Source organism: Cupriavidus sp. GW823-FHT07B10 (assembly GCF_058794355.1).
In genome coordinates this window covers 734,810-757,169 of the sequence record NZ_JBXAGS010000001.1, presented here as the reverse complement: position 1 = coordinate 757,169, position 22,360 = coordinate 734,810, and the positions used below count along the sequence as shown (strand labels likewise).

Sequence of the window (22,360 nt, the reverse complement as noted above, 5' to 3'; positions counted from 1 at the left end):
TGGCATCACTTAGTCTTGCTTGTTCGCGACCAGGGAGATGACTCTGGCCTCCCGCCCCGCGCGCTCTTGTGGGCGACGCGCCTGATAGCGTCGCTTGACCAGGTAAATCGGGCGCCCCTTCGATTCATCGTAGATGCGAGCAACATATTCACCCATTATCCCCAGGCCGATTAGCTGCAATCCGCCGACGAACAGCATCAGCGTGAGCACCGGCGCATAGCCCGGCATGTCCACGCCAGATATGAGGTTGCTGGCAACGATGTATATGCCGTAGCAGCCTGCAAGCACGGCGCTGCAAATACCCAGGTATGTCCAGCTGCGCAGCGGCACTGCGCTGAACCCGGCAACACCCTCGAGCGCTCGAACCCTTGGCCCCCAGTCTGGACGTCCAGTCCGGCCCGCGTTGCCGAAAGGCTGTTCATACTGCACGGTCACCGTGTTGAAGCCGACCCATGCAAGCAGACCCTTCATGAAACGGTGCCGCTCCGGAAGCTGCTTCAGCGCATTGACCACGGCACGGTCCAGCAATAGAAATTCGCCGACGCTCCTGGGGCTCTTCTGAGCCGATACATAATCCTGCAACCGGTAGCGGGCGATCCGGCCCAGTCGCTTCAAGACCGAGCCGTTTCCGCCCCCCTCGCATTGGGCAAGTACAACCTCCGCGCCTTGGCGCCACCGACGAACCAACGTCGGAATAAGCTCAGGCGGATCCTGAAGGCCGACATCGATCGGAATCACCGCGTCACCAATTGCCTCATCGATGCCGGCGGTCAGCGCCGCTTCTCTGCCAAAGCTGCGTGTCAGGTCCAGCACCCGTATCCTGGCGTCGCAGCGCGCCGCATCGACAAGCTTGGCCAGCGTGTCGTCCGAGCTGCCGTCGTTGACGCAAACGATCTCGCACTGCATGGCGGGAAGCAACTCCAGAATCGGCAGCACGCGCGCAAAGAATGCAGGCATCGCTGCCCCATCGTTGTAGCACGGCACCACCAGGGACAGCAGCCTGGCTTCATTGTCAGACATACTCTGCTTCCTCCCCGGCACGCACAGCAAGAAGCCTGGCTTCGATCCACGCGCCGAAAATTGTCATCAGCGGGAAAGCCCGGCACAGCGGCGCGGCACGGACTCATGCTCTCCTCGCTCAGTGTTATCGCGCCATCCAGCAGAACGCAAGACGGCGAGCATCTTCCGCACAGGCACGACCGCCGTGAATCATCGGCACGATTTGCGATGTTTCTGCTCTGAATCACGCGGCTCCACCGGTCGACGAGCCACAAATACACAAGGATTGCAGCGAATCCCTCCGCCATTCCGGGCTCCGGCGGAGGGTCAAGGGAACCGATCGACGTTTCGTTCCAGAAACGCTGGCCCGACAGGCAGCGCCCTCGTCCATCAGACGGCCACATGTTGAGACCAGCCGCCGCAGGCTGCAATCGCCTCCTTCGTCTGCGGTATGCGCGGCACGCATCCGTTCGCGCCACATCATGCTTTTGGCTGAAGGGAAAGCCTCGTCCTGACCAACCGTGCGCGCGGCGTTGCAACGCGCCCTCATCCATTGGTCGCCCCATCCACATTGCCTTGTGCGGCGCGCGTTTCCAGCCGGCAACGAAGAGCGGCCAAAACACCGCTTCAGGGACGACAGGACCGGATCCGGGCACGCCCCGCTTTCCGGAAAGCCTTATGGCAGAACGGTTTCGCATGGGCTGGCCCGTGGATTGCCTATGTCCTGGCAACGCAGCAACGCCATCAGGATCGAATTGCCGCGATGCCGGCGCAACTGGCCGGCACTAAGAACGATACGGGGAGCTTCACCATGCCTGCCGTCCGCCAACCCGCGCTGCCGCACCGGAACGCTTGCCACGCTGGCACTGCCCGCATTGGCCCCAGCGCACCGTTTCGCCGCATGGCCCGCATGGGGCATGCACAACATGCGGCGCGATGCATGCACGCCTCTGCGGAACGCCGGTTGCAGGCGCGCAGCCCACAGGGTTCGCGCGGCGGACCCGGCCGCTGGCCGTTCCACGCATGCGCGATCTGCGCACCGCCCTGCTGCCGCGTTTCCCGGCATTGATATCCGGTGCCGGTGTTGCCTGATCCGTAATTCCGTAGTTCCGTAGTCCTGCAGTGCTTGTTCCCAAAACCAAAGGAGTTAGTCATGCAAAATCTGACCACCATGCTCAAGCAATTCATCCGTGATGAAGACGGTGTGACCGCCATTGAATATGGCCTCATTGCCGCGCTCATTGCAGTTGTCATCATCGGGTCGGTCCAAATCGTCGGTACGCAATTGGACGCTACGTTTACCGCGATTGGCACGGCTCTGACAGCCGCCAACTAGTAGCGGGTGCAAGCGCATGGCGGGCCTCTGCCGGGCCGCCATGCAGTCGGCACTGCGCCCAACACCCCACGATGTATCACCGGAGACGCCAAATGCAGAAGTTCCTCACCCGCATTAGGGACCTGTTGCACGAAGACAATGGCGTCTCCTCCATCGAATACGCATTGCTCGGCATGTTGATTGCGATGGCCATCATCGGCTCCGCCATCACGCTCAGCGATACCTTGAAATCGACGTACCAGTTGATCGCCGCCAGGATGCCTTGACGCATGCGACCAACGAACTCCCTGAACACCACCCGAGCTACCAGCCCATATCGCCATGCAAGCCGCCACTGCCCTCGCCCCCCTCGTCGGCCCCGCCACGATCGGCATCGTGCTCACAGCCGCGGCCATCGACCTGGACCGGCGCCGCATTCCCAACTGGCTCACCTTCGGCGCCTGGATCACCGCACTGCCCGTGCTGGCAGCCATTCACGGCCTCGCTGCCGGGTCGCTGGCGTGGCTCTGTGGCTGGACGGTGGGCCTGGTGCTGTTTCTGCCCTTCTATCTAATGCGCGGCATGGCGGCCGGCGACGTCAAGTTGATGGCAGCCGTGGGCGCCTGGCTTGGCGTAAGCATGGTGCTGAAAATCGCGTTGGCAACCTGCGTGATTGGTGGGGTCTGGGCACTGGTACTGCTGCTCGCCACAGGACAAGGACGCGCGACCCTCACCCGCGTGGGCCACATGCTGATCGCCACCCTGGTGCCTGGTTCCCGGCCGGTGCAACCTCAAGCCGGGGCTTCCGCCGGCTCCATACCCTACGGCGTAGCGATTGCCGCCGGGACGCTGACCATGCTCTTTGCCGGCACATGACACGAGCGACACAACGCGCCGGCCAGCCACAGGCGCCTTCAGGAATGAGAACACACTGACCAGAAAACAGGGGACGGCAATGAACGAGCATCACGACACAGGTCACGCACCGCGGCTCCTCGAGCCCGTCGCGACCAGCAGAAGTGCCCATGCCGAACATGGCACGCTGCCGCTGCCGCCATGGCACGTCCTGCCGCGCACCATCGCCGACACCGGCCTGGAGATCGCGCAGTTGCTCGGGCTGCTGATGAAGGCCGCCTACCAGCACCGCACCGTCACGCTGGCGGTACTGACCGACACGCTCAAGCTGCCGGCCCTGGTGGTCAATGAAGTTGCCGCGGTGGCCGTGCGCGAGCGCCTGCTTGAAATCGCGCACCGCGGCGCCAGCGACCTGGATGTGCGCTTCCGGCTCACTGATGCCGGCTATACCCGCGCGGCGGAAGCATCGGCGCGCTGCAGCTATGTCGGTACGGCGCCGGTCACGCTGGATGCGTACCTCGATGCCATCAAGCGCCACTCGGTCAATCATGCTTCGGTGACCAAGGCGGACGTCACCGCAGCCTTCCATGACCTGGTGATCCCGGTCCACCTGCTCGACGCGATCGGCATGGCGCTGAACACCTGCCGCGCGCTGATGATCTATGGCCCGGCCGGCAGCGGCAAGACCTACCTGGCACAACGACTTGGCACGCTGCTGCCCGGCGCAGTACCGGTGCCGCACGCGATCACCGTGGCCGGCGAGATCATCCAGGTGTTCGATCCGCTGGTCCACGTGCCGTTCGACGACAGCCAAGCCTCGCTGGCGCGCCGCTCGCTGGACCGCCGCTGGGTCCTGTGCCATCGCCCGGTGGTACTGTCGGGCGGCGAGCTGACTCTGTCCATGCTGGACCTGCGCTATGACCGCACCTCCGGCTTCTACCAGGCGCCCCCGCACATGAAGGCCAACAACGGCATCTATATCGTCGATGACCTGGGCCGGCAGATGGTCGGCGTCACCGACCTGCTGAACCGTTGGATCGTGCCGCTGGACCGCGGCATCGACATGTTCACGCTGCAGACGGGCGTGCGTTTCTCGGTGCCGTTTGATGTCTGGCCGGTGTTCTCGACCAACCTCGAACCGTCGGCGCTCGAGGACGACGCCTTCCTGCGCCGGCTTGGCAGCAAGCTCTATGTGGGCCCCCTGTCCGTGGACGACTACCGCGAGGTCTACCAGCGCACCGCCGCCAACTTCGGGCTGGCCAGCACGGATGCGATGTTCGACTTCCTGGTGGACAGCCTGCACTACGCCAGCGATACGCCGCTGCTGGCCTGCATTCCGCGCGACCTGCTGCGCCTGGTGGATTCGGGCGTGCGCTACCACGGGCAAGCCGCGCAGGTCACAGAGGCCGGCCTGGTGGCTGCCTGGCAGAGCTACTACGGACTGCGTACCTCGGCCGACGCCATGCCGCCACCTGGCGCCGCCCATCGATGGTCGGACGACCACCGCGCCGCAAGCTGAACCGCACCACCGAATCATCGGACAACTGTAGGGGGAGAGTCATCATGAAAAACACACGTGCAATCCTGATGCTGCTGATTGCCCTGATCGCCGGCGTGGCGGCGGTGGTGTCGGCGTCGCGATGGCTGGTCCAGCAGTCATCCAGTTCGGTCAGGCAGGTGGTGGTTGCCGCCAACGACCTCAATCTCGGGCAGCCGCTCAACGGCAGCCAGTTGCGGCTGGTCAGCTGGCCGGCGGGCAGCGTGCCGCCGGGTGCGTTTGAAGACCTCAAGGTGCTTGAGGGCCGCGTGGTGCGCACCAGCCTGCAGCGCGGCGAGCCTGTCCTGGACGCCAAGCTGGCACCGGTCGGCACCAAGGGCGGCCTCTCGGCGGTGATCAATGACGGTAAGCGTGCCATCACCGTCCGCGTCAACGATGTGGTAGGTGTGGCCGGCTTTGCGCTGCCGGGCAACCACGTCGACGTGATCGTCAATACCAACGAAGAAGCGAAGACCACGCAGAACAGCAGCATCTCGAAGATCGTGCTCGAGAAGATCCTGGTGCTGGCGGTGGCGCAACAGGTCAGTCGTGACGACACCCAGCCCAAGGTGGTCAACGCGGTGACGCTGGAAGTCACGCCCGAACAGGCCGAGAAGCTGGACGTGGCGCGCAGCGTGGGCACCCTGTCGCTGGTGCTGCGCAACCAGATGGACGTGGCCGACATCAACACCGGCGGCGCCACCAAGGGCACGCTGCTCGGCAAAGCGCCGGAAGCTCCCGTCAAGGTTGTCACCCAGACGGCGACGCGCACCGTGGTGAAGACCCGCACCGTTGCCGCGCCAGTCCGCTCCGGCAATTGCATCGGCGTGCTGGCAGGCATGCAGGGCGGCATCGAGTGCTTCTGACCACGTTCCACACGGCATCCAACGAATTCTGAGCTGCAACACAGCCTCTCCGGGGGGAGATTCAAAATGAACCAGAAACGATCCGAAGCTGCAGGCGGCACCCGCATCCTGGTGCTGGCCGCCATCCTCTGCACGCCGCTGGCTGCTGCGGCACAGGCCGCCATCGAGGCCGGCAACCTGACCAGGGCGACCGCGCCCGCTGCCGCCAAGGCACCCCAGGGCCCGGCGCAAATGACCATCAGCATGACGCACGGAGCGGCCGCTCCGGCCACGTCGGCCCCGCCCGTGCCGCCCGCGGAGGCGCGCGGTCCCAATTGCACCGGTGCGATCCGCAGCGAGTCCAGCGTGATGGTGCCGGTCGGTAAGTCGCAGCTGATCACGCTGCAGGAGCCGGTGCGCAACCGCACGCTGGGGAACCCCAACGTGGTTCAGGCCACCATGGTGTCGCCGCAGACGCTCTATGTCCTGGGTCGCAGCGTGGGCACCACCAACATGATCGTGCAGGGCCGCAGCGGCTCCTGCAGCATCATCAACGTGGTGGTCAATGCCGATGCCGGCGGGCTGCAGACTTCGCTCGGGCAACTGCTACCGGACGAACCCGGCATCCGCGTGATGACGGCCGCCGACAACCTGGTGCTGACCGGAAGCGTCACCAATGCGCAGTCCGCGCAGCAGGCCATGGACATCGCTCAGGCGTATGCCAACGCTGCGCAGGGCGACGGCAGCAAGAACGGGAACGGAAACGGGAACGGCAACAAAAAAGGCGGCGTGCTCAATATGCTGTCGGTCGACAGCCCGCAGCAAGTGATGCTGGAAGTCAAGGTGGCTGAGGTTTCCAAGACACTGCTGAACCAGCTCGGCTCGACGGTGAACCTGCAGGGCGGCTTTGGCTCCTGGAGCGGCGGGCTGGTGACGTCGCTGCTGACCGGTGCCTCGACTGCGATCTTCGCCAGCAAGGCCAACAACCGGCCATTCGACATCGCCCTCGATGCGCAGAAGAACGACAGCCTGGTCAAGATCCTGGCCGAGCCCAACCTGGTCACGATCAGCGGCCAGGAGGCCAGCTTCCTCGCCGGCGGCAAGATCTACATCCCGGTGGCGCAGAGCAATGCGATCGGCGGCAACGCGACCATCACGCTGCAGGAAGAAGAATTTGGCGTGGGGCTGAAGTTCACGCCTACCGTGCTGGCCAACGGCCGCATCCACCTGAAGGTGTCGCCCGAAGTGTCGGAGCTGTCGCCCACCGGCGCCACCGTGCGCGGCAGCAGCCTGACCGGCCAGACCGTGCTGCCGGTGATCACCACGCGGCGCGCCTCCACCACCGTGCAGATGCGCGATGGCGAGAGCTTTGCCATCGGCGGCCTGCTGACGGACAGCGCGCGCGGCTCGCTCAAGGCGGTGCCGGGTGCCGGCGAGGTACCGGTGCTGGGTACGCTGTTCCGCAGCACGCAGTACCAGCAGGACCTGACCGAACTGGTGTTCATCATCACGCCGCGGCTGGTCAAGCCGATGCAGACCAGCAACTACCCGCTGCCGACCGACAGCTTCTCCACACCCAACCCGCTGTCGCTGTACTTCATGGGCAATATGGAGGGCAGCGGCAAGCGTCCGCCACAACCCGCGCCGGCACCGTCGCAGCCCGCCGCACCGGCTGCGGCACCTGTCGCCCCGCCCACGGCACCGCGCAGCGAAGGCGCGCCCGGCACCTCGGTCTCGGCCGTGCCGAATGGCAAGCCGCTGGATGAGCCCGTGCCGGCCGCCCGGGAACCAGCTGCCGCTACCAATACGCGCCCTGTCCTGCCAGCCCCGGCGCCCGCCCGCAACACGGCGGCCGCGCCGCCGGCCGAGGACACCACAGCGCGCATCGCCCGCATCGAAGCCACCGCCGCCCGCCTGGCCCAGGCCAGGGCCGCGGCCACGGCCGGCCGCACCGCCTCGGGCGGCAACTGATCCGCCGCGCCACCAGCAGAATCGGAGAACGACCATGAGCAAGACACTGAAGCTTTCGCGCGGCGCCGCCGTCCTGACGCTGGGCAGCCTGGCCTGCCTGGGGCTGTCGGCCTGCATGACCTCGACGCCCGTGTGGGACGGCCAGCGCGGTGTGGCACTGGCCACCGTCACGCAGATGCAGATCATCAATCCTGACGCGCCCGCCGGGCTGCCCACCGTCACCGGAACGGACGGCAAGACGGCCGTGGCGGCGATGAGGAACTTCGACCGTTCGCTGTCAAAGGGCCAGCAAGGCGGCACGCCCGCCATGACGATCGACTTCGGCGCCGGCGGCTATGGCGGCGTGGGCATGGGCGGCGGCGGCTCACGCTGAGCTCAGTGCTCATGGAGTGAGGTTCGGAGATGACTGAAAACTGGAGATGACACCATGCTGAAGATCCTGATCACATCCGAAGACGCCGACCGCCTGGCAGAGATCAACCGGCTCAGCGTCGTGGTCGGGAACTTCCAGGCCATGTTGCTGCAGGAGGGCCTGGCTCGCTTCCCGTTCCATGCCAACCGTCTGCGCATGGCCGATCTGCTGATCCTGGAGCTGCCCGCCATCGGACCTACCCAGATGCAGGCCATCGAAACCCTGCGCCAGCAGCATCCCGATCTGCCATGCATCCTGATCACGCAGGCGCCGGGCTCCGACGTGCTGATCAAGGCCATGCGCGCCGGCATCCGCGACGTGTTGTCGTGGCCGCTGGACAAGGGCCAGCTGGCTGAGGCGCTCAAGCGCGTGGAAGCGACCCACGTGCCGCGCGTGCACGAGACCGCGCAGGTGATTTCCGTGATCTCCTGCAAGGGTGGCGCAGGCACCAGCTTCGTGGCTGCCAACCTGGCCGACGCGCTGGTCAGGCACCAGGGTAAGCGAGTGCTGGTGGTGGATCTGAACCGGCACTTCGGCGACCTCACCCATATCGTCAGCGACAAGACCCCGCCCTCTACGCTGCCCGACATCTGCGGTCAGATAGACCGGATGGACGCCTCCTTCCTTGATGCCTGCCTGGTCCACGTGGAGAAGGGCTTCGACCTGCTCGCCGGAGCCACGGATCCCGTCAAGGCCACGCAGATCCAGAAGGACAAGCTGGAGTGGATCCTCTCCGTGATGCAGCCCAACTACGACTTCGTCGTCTTCGACATCGGCCAGAGTATCGACCCCTTGTCGATCAGCGTGCTGGACCAAAGCGACCGCATCTGCGTGGTGGCCGAGCCCACGGTCGCCTTCGGGCGTCCCGGCCGCCGCCTGGTCGACATCTTGCGCGCGCTGCACTACCCGGCGGACAAGATTCAGCTGGTGCTGAACCGCACCGGCCGCAAGAACGAGGTACCGCGCGCAACGATGGAGGAAATCTTCGGCATGAAGGCGGCGATTTCCCTGCCCGACGACCCCTCGGCAGTGGAAGAAGCCGTGAGCCATGGGGAGCCTGTTGCCAAGCTGAGCCGGCGTAGCGCCATTGCACGCGCGCTGCAGTCCTTGTCCACGCAGCTGTTGGCCACGCCGGAACCCGAGCGCCGTAGCCGGCCTGAACCCGTATCACCGCTGCGCCGGCTGATGCTGCGCGCGAAGAGTACCTGATTGCAGCCGGCCTGGTCCGGTCAACAGATTCCGACTTGAAGGAGCCCAACATGTCAATCCGCGAACAGCTGGCTGGTGCCGGCCCCGCACTCATCGCCAACGGCCACGCCGCGATCCAGTTTTCAGCATCCGCGAGGCCGACGTCATCGGGCTATCACACCCTCAAGCGCGATGTGCATGAAACCGTGCTGGACCGGGTAGAGCTTGAGCGGCTGGCGCGCTATCCGCAGGAGCAGGTAAGGCAGGAGATCGCCACGCTGGTCAACCTGATCATCGACGAGCAGAAGGTGCTGCTCAACGACAGCGAGCGCCGCCAGCTGACGGTGGAGATCTATGACGAGATGTTTGGCTTCGGCCCTCTGGAGCCGCTGCTGAAGGATCCCACGGTGTCGGACATCCTGGTCAACACCGCGCGCCAGACTTATGTGGAACGACGCGGCAAGCTGGAACTGACCGACGTGCTGTTCTACGACGACGCGCACCTGATGAAGGTGATCGAGAAGATCGTGTCGCGCGTGGGCCGCCGCATCGACGAGACCAGCCCGATGGTGGACGCGCGCCTGCCGGACGGCTCGCGCGTCAATGCCATTATCCCGCCCTCTGCAATCGACGGGCCGCTGCTGTCGATCCGGCGCTTCTCCGTGAATCCGCTGCAGGTGTCCGACCTGGTCGATCTGCGCAGTCTGACGCCGCCGATGGCGCAGCTGCTGCAGGCGCTGTCGCAGGCCAAGGTCAACGTGCTGGTGTCGGGCGGCACCGGCAGCGGCAAGACCACGCTGCTGAACATCCTGTCGGGCTTTATCCCCGAGGACGAACGCGTGGTCACCATCGAGGACGCGGCCGAACTGCAGCTGCGCCAGCCCCATGTACTGCGGCTGGAAACGCGCCCGCCCAATATCGAAGGCAAGGGCGAGATCACGCAGCGCGCGCTGGTGCGAAATGCCCTGCGGATGCGCCCGGACCGCATCATCCTGGGCGAAGTGCGCGGCGGCGAGGCGCTGGACATGCTCAACGCGATGAACACCGGCCACGAGGGCTCGCTCACCACCATCCACGCCAACACGCCGCGCGATGCGCTGACGCGCCTGGAGAACATGGTCAGCATGGCCGGCCTGACCATGCCGGCCAAGGCCATGCGGCAGCAGATCGCCTCGGCCATCACGGTGATCGTGCAGGCGGCGCGCATGAACGATGGGCGCCGCAAGATCGTCAGCATCCAGGAGATCACCGGCATGGAGGGCGACATCATCAACATGCAGGAGATCTTCACGTTCCAGCGCACCGGCGTGGACAAGGACGGCACGGTCCGCGGCCATTTCCGCGCCACGGGGGTGTACCCGAAGTTTGCCGAGCGGCTGCGGGTGTTTGGCGTGGGACTGCCCGATGAGACCTACGACCCGGCAAAGCGCTACGAAGTCTGAGCCTGCAACGGACAAACACAACGAACACCACCGGGGAGACACACATGAGCATGATCTTCTATGCCTTCGGCATCCTGCTGTTCGTGGCCGTGGTGCTCTGTGTCGAGGGCATCTACCTGTGGTGGAACAGCACGCACGGCCCGGCGGCAAGGCGCATCGAGGCACGGCTCCGGGCGCTGTCCGCGGGTGGACAGGTCAGCGCTGAGCAGCTATCGATCCTGAAGAAGCGGCTGCTGTCCGGATCGCCACGCATGCAGCGCTGGTTGATGAGCGTGCCCCGCATCGGCGCGCTGGACCGCTGGCTGGAACAGTCCGGCAGCAGCTGGTCGGTAGGGCAGCTGCTGGGTTACTGCGCGATGGTAGGGCTGTGCACGGTCGCGCTGATCCCGCTGGTGCCGGTGCCTGTGCCGCTGATGCTGGGCGGCGCGGCGCTGGCCGCCCTCCTGCCGGTGCTGCATGTGGTGCGCCTGCGCGGCAAGCGGCTCAAGCAGATGGAGGCGCAACTGCCGGATGCCGTCGATATGATCAGCCGTGCGCTGCGCGCCGGCCACTCGTTCAGCGGCGCGCTCGGCATGGTCGGACAGGAGATGAAGGCGCCGATCGGGCCGGAGTTCCGCACCACCTTCGAGGAGATCAACTACGGCGTGGCGCTGGACGAGGCCATGACCAACCTCGCCATCCGCGTGCCGGTGGGCGACCTGCGCTACTTCGTGATCGCGGTGCTGATCCAGCGCGAAAGCGGCGGCAACCTGGCGGAGATCCTCGACACCATCGGCACCATGGTACGCGAGCGCCTGAAGCTGTACGACAAGATCCGCGTGCTGTCGGCGGAAGGCAAGATGTCCGCGTGGGTGCTGGGCCTGCTGCCTTTCTGCACCGCGGGGATGGTCATGGTGGTCAATCCGGGCTTCATGGAGGTGCTGTGGAAAGACCCGATTGGCTTGAAGATGGTCGGCGGCGCGCTGATGTCGATGGCCTTTGGCGTGCTGTGGATGCGCAAGATCATCCGCATCCACGTATGAGGCCCCAAAGCCGGGACGGAAGAAACGCAGGGTCTCAACATGCAGGGCCGGACAGCTATCCTGACGGGAGTCCATCATGCAAGGCATTATCCAGGGGTTTCAGGCAGGCCAGTTTGTCGTGCTGGCGCTGATTTTTGTGGCGGCGTTCGGCACGGTGTTCGGCGTGCTCTATGTGTTCTCGCCGAACCGCATGCGCGGCCGGGCGGAGCAGCTCGCCGGCCAGGCGGGGCAACCCGGCGCGGACCGGGGCAGGCAGCAGGCGCTGGTCGAGAAGCTCGTGCAATGGTCGCAGCCCGTATCGCGGCTGTCGCTACCCAAGGAAGGCTGGGAAAACTCGCAGCTGCGCGTGCGCTTCATGAACGCCGGATGGCGCAACGCCGGCGCCGCGCCGCTGTACTTTGGCGCCAAGACGGTGCTGGCCATCACGCTGCCGATGATCGGGCTGGTGGCAGTAGGCGGGCGTCCGGGGTTCCAGGACCAGTACATGATGTTCTCGCTGCTCGCGGTGCTGGGCGCCATCGGCTACTACCTGCCGAATGTCGTGCTGGCGCGCAAGCTGTCGCAACGCCAGCGCACGGTGTTCGAAGAGTTCCCGGACGTGATCGACCTGCTGACAGTCTGCGTGGAAGCCGGCCTCGGGCTTGATGCCGCGCTGATGCGCGTGGCCGACGAGTTGGCGCTGCGCTGCCCGGTGCTGGCCGATGAGCTCCAGCTGATGCTGCTGGAGCTGCGCTCAGGTTTCTCCAAGGAAAAGACACTGTCGAACCTGTCGCTGCGCACCGGAGTAGAAGACGTCGACAAGTTTGCCTCCATGCTGATCCAGGCGGACCGGTTCGGCACCAGCCTGGGCGAGTCCCTGCGCGTGCTGTCCGACATGCTGCGCACCAAACGCCGCATGCTGGCCGAGGAGCAAGCCGCCAAGATCGCGCTCAAGCTGTTGTTCCCGCTGATCTTCACCATCTTCCCGTCGCTGTTGCTGGTGCTGCTCGGGCCAGCCTTTATCCAGATCTATCGCGTCCTACTGCCGACCATGGCCGGACAGGGAGGGTAATACTTCCGGGAAACCGCGATCGTTTCCCCCGGCTGTCTCCCGGTGCAATGCCGGCTAGACAGTCACTTGCCCGGACCTGGTTCCGGGCTTTTTTGCTTTTCGGTGGGATCCGCGGGACTTGACCTGACGGGCTGGCTTATTAAGAATGCAGGCAACCGCCTGCCGCCGTAGCGGCCCATGCAGCGAGCCCCAAGCGCCTCCGGAGTCCCGATGAAGCTACGCATCCTGAGCGACCTCCACATCGAGCACAACATGCCGCAGTCCGTGCCCGCCTGCGATGCCGACATCGTGGTGCTGGCCGGCGACATCGCCAACGGGCGCGACGGCATCGACTGGGCTGCGCGCACCTTCAGCCAGCCGGTGGTCTACGTGCCGGGAAACCACGAATACTACGAAAGCAACTTCGAGACGGTGGATCGCCTGATGGCGGAAGCCACCGAAGAGCACCCAGGCATACAAGTGCTCAATGGCGCTGTGGCCGAATTCAACGGCGCACATGGACGCGTACGCATCATCGGCACCACCTGGTGGACGGATTACACGCTGTTCGGCACGGACCGGCGCGAAGACGCGATGCAGGCTTGTGCGGCGGTGATGCTGGACCACCGGCTGATCGAACTCCACGGCGACGACGGCCGTCCGCGCCATTTCATGCCACAGGACGCACTGGCACGCCACCAGGCAGCATCGGACTGGCTGGCGGCGCAACTGGCACAACCCTACGATGGCAGGACCGTGGTGGTCACTCACCACGGTCCTGACCTCGGCAGCCTGGACCCGCGCTACTCGCACGACCTGGTCTCCGGCGGCTTCCTGTCGCGCCGGCCCGACCTGGTGGCGCAGGCGGACCTGTGGATCCACGGCCATACCCACACCAGCTTCGACTACTGCATCGACGATTCGCGCGTGGTCTGCAACCCGCGCGGCTACGTCAGCCGCCGCACCGGCGAGCTGGAAAACAAGTGTTTCGACTGGTGCTGCATGGTCGAGGTCTGAAGCGGTGCCATCCTCTTATGGCTGGCTGACGGAGCCGCAGCACAGGTGCTGTGGTAGGCCACGGTCGAATTCCGACCAGCCGCCGGGCCACAAAAGAAAGAACCCCCGCGGACACCGGCGGGGGCTTTCTGGACCAGGATTTTCAGCTGTCGCAGACAGCGCTACTACCCGCGTCCTGTCCCATGATCTCCCTGGGAAGGTAAGTCAGGAATCCGGGTACAGCCAGGCTGGAGAATCCGACCCAGGCCGCCGGAGAGACCGGGGAAACGGCCAATCCCGTCACGCTGACAGCGACTCCCGTGCAGGATGCGCTGTCGCAACTGGCGCTCAGTCCGTTTGCGTCGTACCAGTTGACAGAGACATTGGCAGATTTGAGACTTGGCAGAATTTCCTGCATTCGGTTGAGCACTGATGGCGATCCTCTGCCACAGACAACCGCTTGCCTCGCTCCCCACCGGGTGGCTTCTGCGACGGCATTCCACGTATACAGCACCCGTCCGAACTCCAATATGCCAAGCAGTAACCCAAAGAAGAGCACTGCCGCAATGGCGAATTCCACCGCTGTCGCACCTCGCTGACGCCTATTCATAAGCCTGCCTCATCGTAGCTGAGATATCGCTGAAGGAAATCGACGTAAGTGAATCGCTGCCGCCGGTATAAAACCGCGTAAATCCGAGCAGGTCCAGGATAGGCGTGAACGTATAGCCGGAAATCCGGACCGTCACAGTATTGATTGCAGGACTGGCGCCCTGGCCCATATTGGAAGCGCATGCCGGATCCGCGGCGTCGCAGACGCTTACCATGCTGGTTTTCAGGCCAGGCGCCAGGGTCGGCTGACCGTCGGTAGCCACCGGCGTACCATACACGACCAGTTGCTTCGCCATAGCGTGCGCAGCCGCGTTGCCCGCCGCCTGCGTACTCAGGTAGCGGGCCGCATCACGGACTGATTTGGCCAATGTGTTGTACGTGTAGATTGCCCGGCCGAACTCAGTGACGGCGAAGCAGATCGCCAGTAGTAAGGAAATTGTGATGGCGAGCTCGACGAGCGCCACACCTTTTTGTCGCTTCTTCATTGATTTCCCCTACTGGACAAGCGCCGGGATCATGGGGCCGAAATTGCCACCGGCCAGGCCGTTGGTCGTGCACGGGCTACTGACCGTCGCCGCATTACCCAGGTATTCGAACTGAACCGTTTCAGTAGGTCCGCTGATCGGCTGCAGCATGAGCATGCAGGCGAAGTCCACAACTTTCGAAGCCGTCGATATGACTGGCACGATCACAAGGCGGCGACTCATCCCCAGCTTTGCATGATCGCCATTGGCGCCTGGCACAGCCAGATCCTTGTAGCCGCCTTTCATGTTCAGGTTGGTGATCGTGTCGCCGGCCTGGACATCCGTGCCCGTATCCGCGTAGCTTGCGAACGTCAGCCGCTTGGTCTTGAAATTGGTCGCAGTCGGGTCAGTACCACCTGATGAACCGGAATATGCCTGCTTGCCATTCGGCCAGTTCGTGGTGGTGTAGGCATATCCCGTAAAGTCCGGCCGCATGAGCGACATGTCGCCGTTGTTCTTGTAGATGCCAAAGCGGCTGTTCCACTGGTCATCCACGGCGACCTTCGCCCCAGGGGTCCGGAGCGTATCTTCGACCTTGGAGTTGCAGTACCCGACGGCCATCTCTTGTTTTGTCTCGTTGGCGTTAGTGGATCCATCGAGGTTGTACCAGCCCATTTCCCCGGGAGCGGCCGTCCTGGTGCCGTCGTAAAGCACAGTTACCCATTCACCAATCGCAAATCCATAGTCAGGGGCGATAGCCCCCGCTTTGGGAAGCAAGCCAACAGGGATGGGACAGGTGCTCTGGGCATGAGTGCGGGTGGCAACACCGACGGCAGCAACAGCATTGCTGGAGGGGCCTCCGACCATCTGGATCAGGTAGGCCGAAATCCCGCTCGTAAGATGATCGCATTTCACGTAGCGCGCGTTGGCAACAGGCGTGAAGGTCGAGCTGTAGGATCCGTTGAGCGTATCGCTGAAGGTGACGTCAGTGTCGACGAGGGCCGCCGAGCCCTTCTGGTACCTGACTTTGTTGGCGTTCCCAGCTGTCAGCCCAGCGCTCGTAGCCCGTGTCAGGGCGTCCGCAGCGCCATCGAGTTCCTGCGCCGCGGCCAGCGCGCAGCTATCGACGGCCGACTGTAGCTCGGTCTTCGCGACAAACATGCCCCCAAGGTCGATGACCAGACCGGCCATGCCTAGCAACACGGCCAGGGTCAGGCCCACGATCGGAAGAATGACCCCTTTTGCCTTCTTTTTGCTATACGTGGACATATGCATCGCCCTTGGATAAGAGACATGAGCACCCAGCTTGGGCGGATAACGGGAATAGCCTCACAGGTCTGCTGTCATTGCCGAGGTCCACGGCTGCGAGCGACACACTTAGGCGTCCGGCTGACTACACCGGGAACATCCCGATACCTGGCTTCGTACATGCATTCTTGGTCATGCCAACGGCAATTGGTATCGGCCCAATGGCGGAATCAGTAGGTAGGGACACAGCCTGGAGAGGGCACGCTGGACGACTCGCCAGGATATTGCAGCCCCTGACCAGCGAGTCCGGCTTCCGGCCCAATGCCGATGCAAATCGGCATGCCTCGCCTCAATGGTGCGATCAAGGTCACTTACCGGGCTCAGAAGCCTGCTTGCTATGCCTGCTCGGCTCTACAAGCGCGTGGAAAAGGCTGCCTGCTGCACAGAGGTGTGTTACAGATTTGACTCATACCTCGGCCACCAATTGAGCGTCATGCGGCCAACAGGCGGATGACGCTCTCCGTGAGTCCGGCACCAAAGCAAGGGCTCTCGCGAGCGGCTTCCCCTTCAGTTGTAGTTGAAATTGACCGTTGCCACGCTGTCGACCGTGCCTGGCGTGACCGGGCCTACCCGGTAGTACCTCACCCCCAACGGAATGGCCATGGTCATTGCCGCGCCGACATTGCCCATGCCGACATCGGCGTTGAGCGGCAGCGGGGTGCCCGCCGGGCCGCCATTCAGCATCTGCAGGCCAACGCCTTGCGCCGAGCCGTTGTTCCGCAGGACGCTGCCCACGGCGGTGGCATCGCCGCTGATGTTCATCGTGACGATCGACTGGGTGACGCAATTCTCGAGAGTGAGCCCGAATCTCGTCGCGCCCGCGGTCGAGCCGATGGTGGGCAGGGACGAGGCGCTGATCTTGGGCAAGGTAATGACCTGGTTCGCCGTGCCGGCGCTGAGGTTGCAGCTTGGCGGAATGAAGCGGAAGGTCACTGGCGAAGTCATTTGCTCGCCGAACTGGGCCGTCCACGGCCCCGGTCCCGAGCCCCCCGTCCAGCTGTCCTGGTAGCCGAAGCGCATCAGGCTGTCACTGAACGTGCCGCTGGTCAGCACCGTGCTGGTCCGCACCAGGTCCAGCCGGAACCGGAAGGTCTGGGTCGAGGTGCCCAGCGGCATCGTGCAAGGCACCCCGCCCGAAGCCGCCCCCATGCAGTTGGCGCCGAAGTTGTCGCCGCCGTTGGTGCCGTAGCTGGTCGGTGCAATCAGGTTGCCGTCGGGCATGTACATGCGATAGCCCAGTCCCGGCATGGCGGTGGCAAAGGTCTGCTGCGAGATCGAAGTCGCCACCAGTGGCGTCTGCGGCGTGTAGTTCAGGGCCCAGCCATTGGTAGATGGATGCCGCAGTCCGGTGTCGTCGCACGTCACCGTTACGGTAATGGTGGCGCTGGAGATCACCTGGCCGATGCCGGTGGTCTTGCTGATGCTCACCGTGGCCGGCAGGAACGGCGAGGTCACGGTGGTTCCCATGCAGGCAGCATGCGCCTGGGCGTATGCCAGGCACATGAGTGCCGCGCAGGCAAGCACCGAAGGCACGCGCCTGATGCGCGCGGTGGCATGAACCAGCCAGCGTCGTGGCGATGTAGTGATTTCGTTTTCTATGGCAGCCATGCTAGGAGGTGGGTTGATCCGGGATTTGCCCGCGGGTTCAATAGGCGGCGATTAGAAATGTAGCCGGCGCCTTCCGCTCCACAAATAGGGCAAGCCTTAGATCAGGGTGAGAGTTTTCTGCACTCGTGCATGGCAAGGCGCGAGCGTCGCGCTGCCCGGAACGAAAAAACCCCCGCGGGCTCGCACCCGCGGGGGTTTTCCAAGACAGCCTGCCCGTGAGGGCAGTCGGTCGGCGATGAATTACATCATGCCTTCCATGCCGCCCATGCCGCCCATGCCGCCCGGCATTGCCGGAGCCGATTCTTCCTTCGGCGATTCGGCAACTGCGCAGTCGGTGGTCAGCATCAGCGAAGCCACCGAAGCGGCGTTCTGCAGTGCGGTGCGGGTGACCTTGGTCGGGTCCAGCACGCCCATTTCCACCAGGTCGCCGTACTCGCCCGAAGCGGCGTTGTAGCCGTAGTTGCCCTTGCCTTCGATAACCTTGGCAACGACCACCGAAGCTTCTTCACCGGCGTTCAGCACGATCTGGCGCAGCGGCTCTTCCATGGCGCGCAGCACGATCTTGATACCGGCGTTCTGGTCGGCGTTTTCGCCGGTCAGTGCCGAGATCGCAGCGCGGGCACGCAGCAGGGCCACACCACCGCCGGGGACGATGCCTTCTTCCACCGCAGCGCGGGTGGCGTGCAGGGCGTCTTCCACGCGGGCCTTCTTTTCCTTCATTTCGACTTCGGTGGCAGCGCCAACCTTGATCACGGCAACACCGCCGGCCAGCTTGGCCACGCGCTCTTGCAGCTTCTCACGGTCGTAGTCCGAGGTCGCTTCTTCGATCTGGGCGCGGATTTGCTTGACGCGGCCTTCGATCGCAGCTGCGTCGCCGGCGCCGTCGATGATGATGGTGTTTTCCTTGCCGATCTCGATGCGCTTGGCCTGGCCCAGGTCGTTCAGGCCAGCCTTTTCCAGCGTCAGGCCGATTTCTTCAGCGATGACGGTGCCGCCGGTCAGGATGGCGATGTCTTCCAGCATGGCCTTGCGGCGGTCGCCGAAGCCCGGGGCCTTGACGGCGGCGGTCTTCAGGATGCCACGGATGTTGTTGACCACCAGGGTCGCCAGGGCTTCGCCCTCGACGTCTTCAGCGACGATCAGCAGCGGGCGGCCGGCCTTGGCCACTTGCTCCAGCACCGGCAGCAGGTCGCGGATGTTGCTGATCTTCTTGTCGAACAGCAGCACGAACGGGTTGTCCAGCTGGACAACCTGCTTTTCCGGGTTGTTGATGAAGTACGGCGACAGATAGCCGCGGTCGAACTGCATGCCTTCCACGACTTCCAGCTCGTCGGCCAGCGACTTGCCGTCTTCAACCGTGATCACGCCTTCCTTGCCGACCTTGTCCATGGCTTCGGCGATGCGCTCACCGATGGAGGTGTCGCTGTTGGCCGAGATCGCGCCAACCTGGGCGATTTCCTTGCTGGTAGTGGTGGGCTTGCTGACCTTCTTCAGCTCTTCCACGGCGGCGGCAACAGCCTTGTCGATGCCGCGCTTCAGGTCCATCGGGTTCATGCCGGCGGCGACGAACTTCATGCCTTCGCGCACGATCGACTGGGCCAGCACGGTTGCGGTGGTGGTACCGTCACCGGCGTTGTCGCTGGTCTTGGAAGCCACTTCCTTGACCATCTGGGCGCCCATGTTCTGCAGCTTGTCCTTCAGCTCGATTTCCTTGGCCACGGACACGCCGTCCTTGGTCACGGTCGGGCCGCCGAAGCTGCGCTCCAGCACCACGTTGCGGCCCTTCGGGCCCAGGGTCACCTTGACTGCGTTGGCGAGGATGTTCACGCCTTCGACCATCTTGGCACGTGCGGCGTCGCCGAACACTACGTCTTTAGCTGCCATTCTTGAATCTCCTGAAATCTGTACGGGGTGGCGGTCAGTTGGTGAATTACTTGTTCACCACGGCCATGATGTCTTCTTCGCGCATGACCAGCAGTTCCTGGCCTTCCACCTTCACGGCCTGGCCGGCGTACTTGCCGAACAGCACGCGGTCACCGACCTTGACGTCGAGGGCGATGTTGTTGCCCTTGTCATCCTTCTTGCCAGGACCGATTGCCAGCACTTCGCCTTGATCGGGCTTCTCGGCAGCGTTGTCGGGAATCACGATACCGGACGCGGTCTTGGTTTCGTTGTCCAGACGCTTCACGATCACGCGGTCGTGCAAAGGACGCAGATTCATACGGACTCCTAGATACAAAGTGAGTTTTTGATCACAAATCGGCCGGCTACCGAGGCGACGGCCGTCAGAAATGTTCAGGTGTCGCAGGAGGCTGTTAGCACTCACCCCTGACGAGTGCTAATTATAGGGACGGGGTAGGGGCATTTCAAGACGCGGGTGTGATGCGGGTTTTCCCGAGGAGCGGTTGATGCCTTGCGCGGCATGGGCTCCCGGCCGGCAACGACCCGCCTGTAGGAATAATCCCGGCACCCATTCGGGCGTGTGCCTGACAGCGCAACGTGGTGCCGCTACCTAGACTGGGCTTGTCGCCGCGCGCCCGTCTTGGCCGGATGTACGGCGTACGCCGCGCCGAGCGCTTCCGTTGCCGGCGCCTCCGACAGCGACTCTGGAGGTATTCCATGGATACGAAACAGCCTGCTCGCCTTACCCGAATCGCCAGCGTGATTGCCGCAGGCCTGGCTGGCCTCAGCTGCGCTGCGGCCATTGCCCAGACAACCGCCACCCCCGCTACCCCGGCCACGCCGGCAACCCCTGCTGCCCAGGGCATGCCCGCGACCCCGGCGATGCCGGCAACCTCTGCCACGCCGGCAGGCGGCCAGGGCGTGCCGCCCGGCATGACCCAGATCGAGCCGCCGAAGGACCCGCTGGTGGAACGCCGCGAGGCGCGCCAGAAGGCCGCCGCCGAGTACAAGGCCAAGAAGAAGGCGGCCAAGGGTGAGTACAAGGAAGAAGTCGGCGCTGCCAAGCAGGAGCGCAAAGTAGAGAACAAGGCAGCCGATGCAACGGCCAAGCAGGAAATGGCCGCACCAAAGCAATAGCGCCAGCCTTTGCGAGACGGGTGGCCGGGATCAGCCGGCCACCTTCTTCGTGCCAGACATACCCCTCCCGTTTGCCCTTCGGCAGCATCCGGACCCTGGCGGCTTGCAAGAGGCAGGATCGCGCCTAGACTCGATACGAGCGAGTCGTGCGCCTTTCTGCCCGGCTTGCCATCTGCGCCATGTCCGCTGCCCACCCACGCCACTGGTTCGCAGGCCTTCTCCTGTCCGGCCTGGTGGGCGCACTCAGCCTGTGCAGCACGTTTGCCGCGCAGCAGAAGCCGGCGCCGGCGTCCGCGCCCGTTGCGGCCCCCGCGGCGAAAGCCGCAACCGGCAAGGCAGATGTCGCCAGGCCGCGCGGCCTCAACCTGGCCAACAAGCCGCGCATGGGCGACTTCGATGTGATGGTCACCAGTCGCGTCATCCGCGTGCTGGTGCCTTACAGCCGCACCCTCTACTTCAGCGACAAAGGCCACGAGCGCGGAATTACCGCAGAACTGGTGCGGGAATTCGAGCGCTACCTGAACAAGACCTACGCCAGTCGACTGGGCAAGCGCCCGCTCACCATCATCATCATCCCCACCACGCGCGACCGGCTGCTGCCCGACCTGGCGGCGGGCCTGGGCGATATCGCCGCCGGCAACCTGACCGAGACCGAGGCCCGGCTGAAGATGGTCGACTTTGCCGCGCCGCGCGACCGCAAGCCAGTGCGCGAGCTGATCGTGACCGGCCCCAAGTCGCCGGCGCTGAAGAGCCTGGACGACCTGGCGGGCAAGACCGTCCACGTGCGCCGCGCGAGCAGCTACTACGACAGCCTGACTGCACTGAACAACCGCCTGCGCCAGTCCGGCAAGGCGCCGATGAAGCTGGTGCTGCTGCCCGATGCCCTTGAAGACGAGGACGTGCTCGAGATGCTGAACGCGGGCCTGCTGGAGATCGTCGTGGTCGACGACTGGAAGGCCGCAATGTGGGCGCAGATCCTGCCTGACATCAAGGTGCGCCAGGACCTGGCGGTGCGTGAAGGCGGCTATGTCGGCTGGGCCTTCCGCAAGGACAGCCCGCAGTTGCGGCAGGTCATTGACGATTTCTATGTCAATTACGTCAAGAAGCAGGGCATGGCGGAATACCTGATCAAGCAATCCATGCGCCGGGTCAAGCAGATCAAGAACAACACCGAGGACGCCGAATACAAGCGCTTCCAGCAGACCGTTGCCTTCTTCGAGAAGTATGGCAAGGACTATGGCTTCGACCCGCTGATGCTGGCGGCACAGGGCTTCCAGGAGTCACAGCTCAACCAGCAGGCGCGCAGCCGCGTGGGCGCCGTCGGCATCATGCAGATCATGCCCGCCACCGGCAAGGAACTGAACGTGGGCAATATCCAGATGGTCGAGTCCAACATCCACGCCGGCGCCAAGTACATGGACCGGCTGATGACGAAGTACTTCCCCGACGCGCATTTCTCGGAATCCAACCGGCCACTGTTCGCCTTTGCCAGTTACAACGCCGGGCCCGGCAATATCGCCAAGATGCGCAAGGAGGCTGCGGCGCGCGGGCTGGATCCCGACAAGTGGTTCAACAATGTCGAGATCGTGGTGGCGGAGAAGATCGGCATCGAAACCACCACCTATGTGCGCAATATCTACAAGTACTACGCGGCCTACCGGCTCACGCAGGACCGGGAGGCCGCGCGTGAGCGGGCACTGAAGGAAGTCCGGAAGTAGCC

Annotated in this window: 21 protein-coding genes; 14 read left to right on the top strand and 7 right to left on the bottom strand. The window is 64.3% G+C overall.

Translation table 11 applies throughout. The features are described 5' to 3' along the window. Positions 1-9: 9 nt before the first annotated feature. The gene (locus AC1Q6V_RS03605; protein ID WP_439668616.1) at positions 10-1,020 is read right to left on the bottom strand and encodes a glycosyltransferase family 2 protein; all 1,011 of its coding nucleotides are present in this window, start codon (positions 1,018-1,020) and stop codon (positions 10-12) included. Between the two features lie 1,132 nt (positions 1,021-2,152). On the opposite strand from AC1Q6V_RS03605, the gene AC1Q6V_RS03600 reads away from it, so the two are divergent. From AC1Q6V_RS03600 to AC1Q6V_RS03545, 12 genes are all read left to right on the top strand, one after another. Continuing rightward, complete coding sequence (locus AC1Q6V_RS03600) at positions 2,153-2,335, top strand: Flp family type IVb pilin (RefSeq protein WP_454750207.1); 183 nt, start codon at positions 2,153-2,155, stop codon at positions 2,333-2,335. A gap of 92 nt (positions 2,336-2,427) precedes the next feature. Further along, on the top strand, positions 2,428-2,601 hold the full coding sequence (locus AC1Q6V_RS03595) for a Flp family type IVb pilin (RefSeq protein WP_454750206.1): 174 nt from the start codon (positions 2,428-2,430) through the stop codon (positions 2,599-2,601). Positions 2,602-2,656: 55 nt separating this feature from the next. Next, the gene (locus AC1Q6V_RS03590) at positions 2,657-3,190 is read left to right on the top strand and encodes an A24 family peptidase (RefSeq protein ID WP_454750205.1); all 534 of its coding nucleotides are present in this window, start codon (positions 2,657-2,659) and stop codon (positions 3,188-3,190) included. A gap of 79 nt (positions 3,191-3,269) precedes the next feature. Continuing rightward, entirely contained in the window at positions 3,270-4,688 is a 1,419-nt protein-coding gene (locus tag AC1Q6V_RS03585; RefSeq protein ID WP_439668612.1) for a DUF8689 domain-containing protein, read from the top strand. A gap of 44 nt (positions 4,689-4,732) precedes the next feature. Then, a complete protein-coding gene (cpaB, locus tag AC1Q6V_RS03580; RefSeq protein WP_454750204.1) occupies positions 4,733-5,572 on the top strand; it encodes a Flp pilus assembly protein CpaB in 840 nt (279 codons plus the stop codon). A 66-nt stretch (positions 5,573-5,638) separates the two neighbouring features. Next, positions 5,639-7,522: a type II and III secretion system protein family protein gene (locus tag AC1Q6V_RS03575; protein ID WP_454750203.1), complete on the top strand. Its 1,884-nt coding sequence runs from the start codon at positions 5,639-5,641 to the stop codon at positions 7,520-7,522. Positions 7,523-7,556: 34 nt separating this feature from the next. After that, positions 7,557-7,895, top strand: a complete 339-nt coding sequence (locus AC1Q6V_RS03570) for a hypothetical protein (RefSeq protein ID WP_454750202.1) — start codon at positions 7,557-7,559, stop codon at positions 7,893-7,895. 54 nt (positions 7,896-7,949) lie between these two features. Next, a complete protein-coding gene (locus AC1Q6V_RS03565) occupies positions 7,950-9,143 on the top strand; it encodes a CpaE/TadZ family protein (protein WP_454750201.1) in 1,194 nt (397 codons plus the stop codon). A gap of 50 nt (positions 9,144-9,193) precedes the next feature. Continuing rightward, positions 9,194-10,564 carry a TadA family conjugal transfer-associated ATPase gene (locus AC1Q6V_RS03560; protein WP_454750200.1) on the top strand — a complete coding sequence of 457 codons (1,371 nt, stop codon included), beginning with the start codon at positions 9,194-9,196 and terminating at the stop codon, positions 10,562-10,564. A 44-nt stretch (positions 10,565-10,608) separates the two neighbouring features. Continuing rightward, positions 10,609-11,586 carry a type II secretion system F family protein gene (locus tag AC1Q6V_RS03555; RefSeq protein ID WP_454750199.1) on the top strand — a complete coding sequence of 326 codons (978 nt, stop codon included), beginning with the start codon at positions 10,609-10,611 and terminating at the stop codon, positions 11,584-11,586. Positions 11,587-11,662: 76 nt separating this feature from the next. Further along, a complete protein-coding gene (locus tag AC1Q6V_RS03550; protein WP_454750198.1) occupies positions 11,663-12,637 on the top strand; it encodes a type II secretion system F family protein in 975 nt (324 codons plus the stop codon). A gap of 210 nt (positions 12,638-12,847) precedes the next feature. Next, positions 12,848-13,633, top strand: coding sequence for a metallophosphoesterase (locus tag AC1Q6V_RS03545; RefSeq protein WP_439668604.1), 786 nt, complete (start codon positions 12,848-12,850; stop codon positions 13,631-13,633). A gap of 142 nt (positions 13,634-13,775) precedes the next feature. Here the strand turns inward: AC1Q6V_RS03545 and AC1Q6V_RS03540 are convergent, their stop codons facing one another. The 6 genes from AC1Q6V_RS03540 to groES all read right to left on the bottom strand — a co-directional run bounded on the left by AC1Q6V_RS03540 (position 13,776) and on the right by groES (position 19,822). Beyond that, positions 13,776-14,222 (bottom strand): TadE/TadG family type IV pilus assembly protein, encoded by a 447-nt coding sequence (locus tag AC1Q6V_RS03540; RefSeq protein ID WP_439668603.1) that lies wholly within the window; start codon positions 14,220-14,222, stop codon positions 13,776-13,778. Next, entirely contained in the window at positions 14,215-14,706 is a 492-nt protein-coding gene (locus AC1Q6V_RS03535; RefSeq protein ID WP_439668602.1) for a TadE/TadG family type IV pilus assembly protein, read from the bottom strand. Before AC1Q6V_RS03535 ends, AC1Q6V_RS03540 begins: the two co-directional genes overlap by 8 nt. Before the next feature lie 9 nt (positions 14,707-14,715). After that, a complete protein-coding gene (locus AC1Q6V_RS03530; RefSeq protein WP_439668601.1) occupies positions 14,716-15,954 on the bottom strand; it encodes a pilus assembly protein TadG-related protein in 1,239 nt (412 codons plus the stop codon). Positions 15,955-16,500: 546 nt separating this feature from the next. After that, the gene (locus tag AC1Q6V_RS03525; protein ID WP_011614663.1) at positions 16,501-17,460 is read right to left on the bottom strand and encodes a fimbrial protein; all 960 of its coding nucleotides are present in this window, start codon (positions 17,458-17,460) and stop codon (positions 16,501-16,503) included. Positions 17,461-17,841: 381 nt separating this feature from the next. Beyond that, a complete protein-coding gene (gene groL / locus AC1Q6V_RS03520) occupies positions 17,842-19,485 on the bottom strand; it encodes a chaperonin GroEL (protein ID WP_010813046.1) in 1,644 nt (547 codons plus the stop codon). 46 nt (positions 19,486-19,531) lie between these two features. Further along, positions 19,532-19,822, bottom strand: coding sequence for a co-chaperone GroES (gene groES, locus AC1Q6V_RS03515; protein WP_010813047.1), 291 nt, complete (start codon positions 19,820-19,822; stop codon positions 19,532-19,534). Between the two features lie 398 nt (positions 19,823-20,220). Here groES and AC1Q6V_RS03510 point away from each other — a divergent pair, with 398 nt between their 5' ends. Then, on the top strand, positions 20,221-20,640 hold the full coding sequence (locus AC1Q6V_RS03510) for a hypothetical protein (RefSeq protein ID WP_011614662.1): 420 nt from the start codon (positions 20,221-20,223) through the stop codon (positions 20,638-20,640). A gap of 179 nt (positions 20,641-20,819) precedes the next feature. Next, the gene (locus tag AC1Q6V_RS03505) at positions 20,820-22,358 is read left to right on the top strand and encodes an MltF family protein (RefSeq protein ID WP_454750197.1); all 1,539 of its coding nucleotides are present in this window, start codon (positions 20,820-20,822) and stop codon (positions 22,356-22,358) included. Positions 22,359-22,360: the final 2 nt, after the last annotated feature.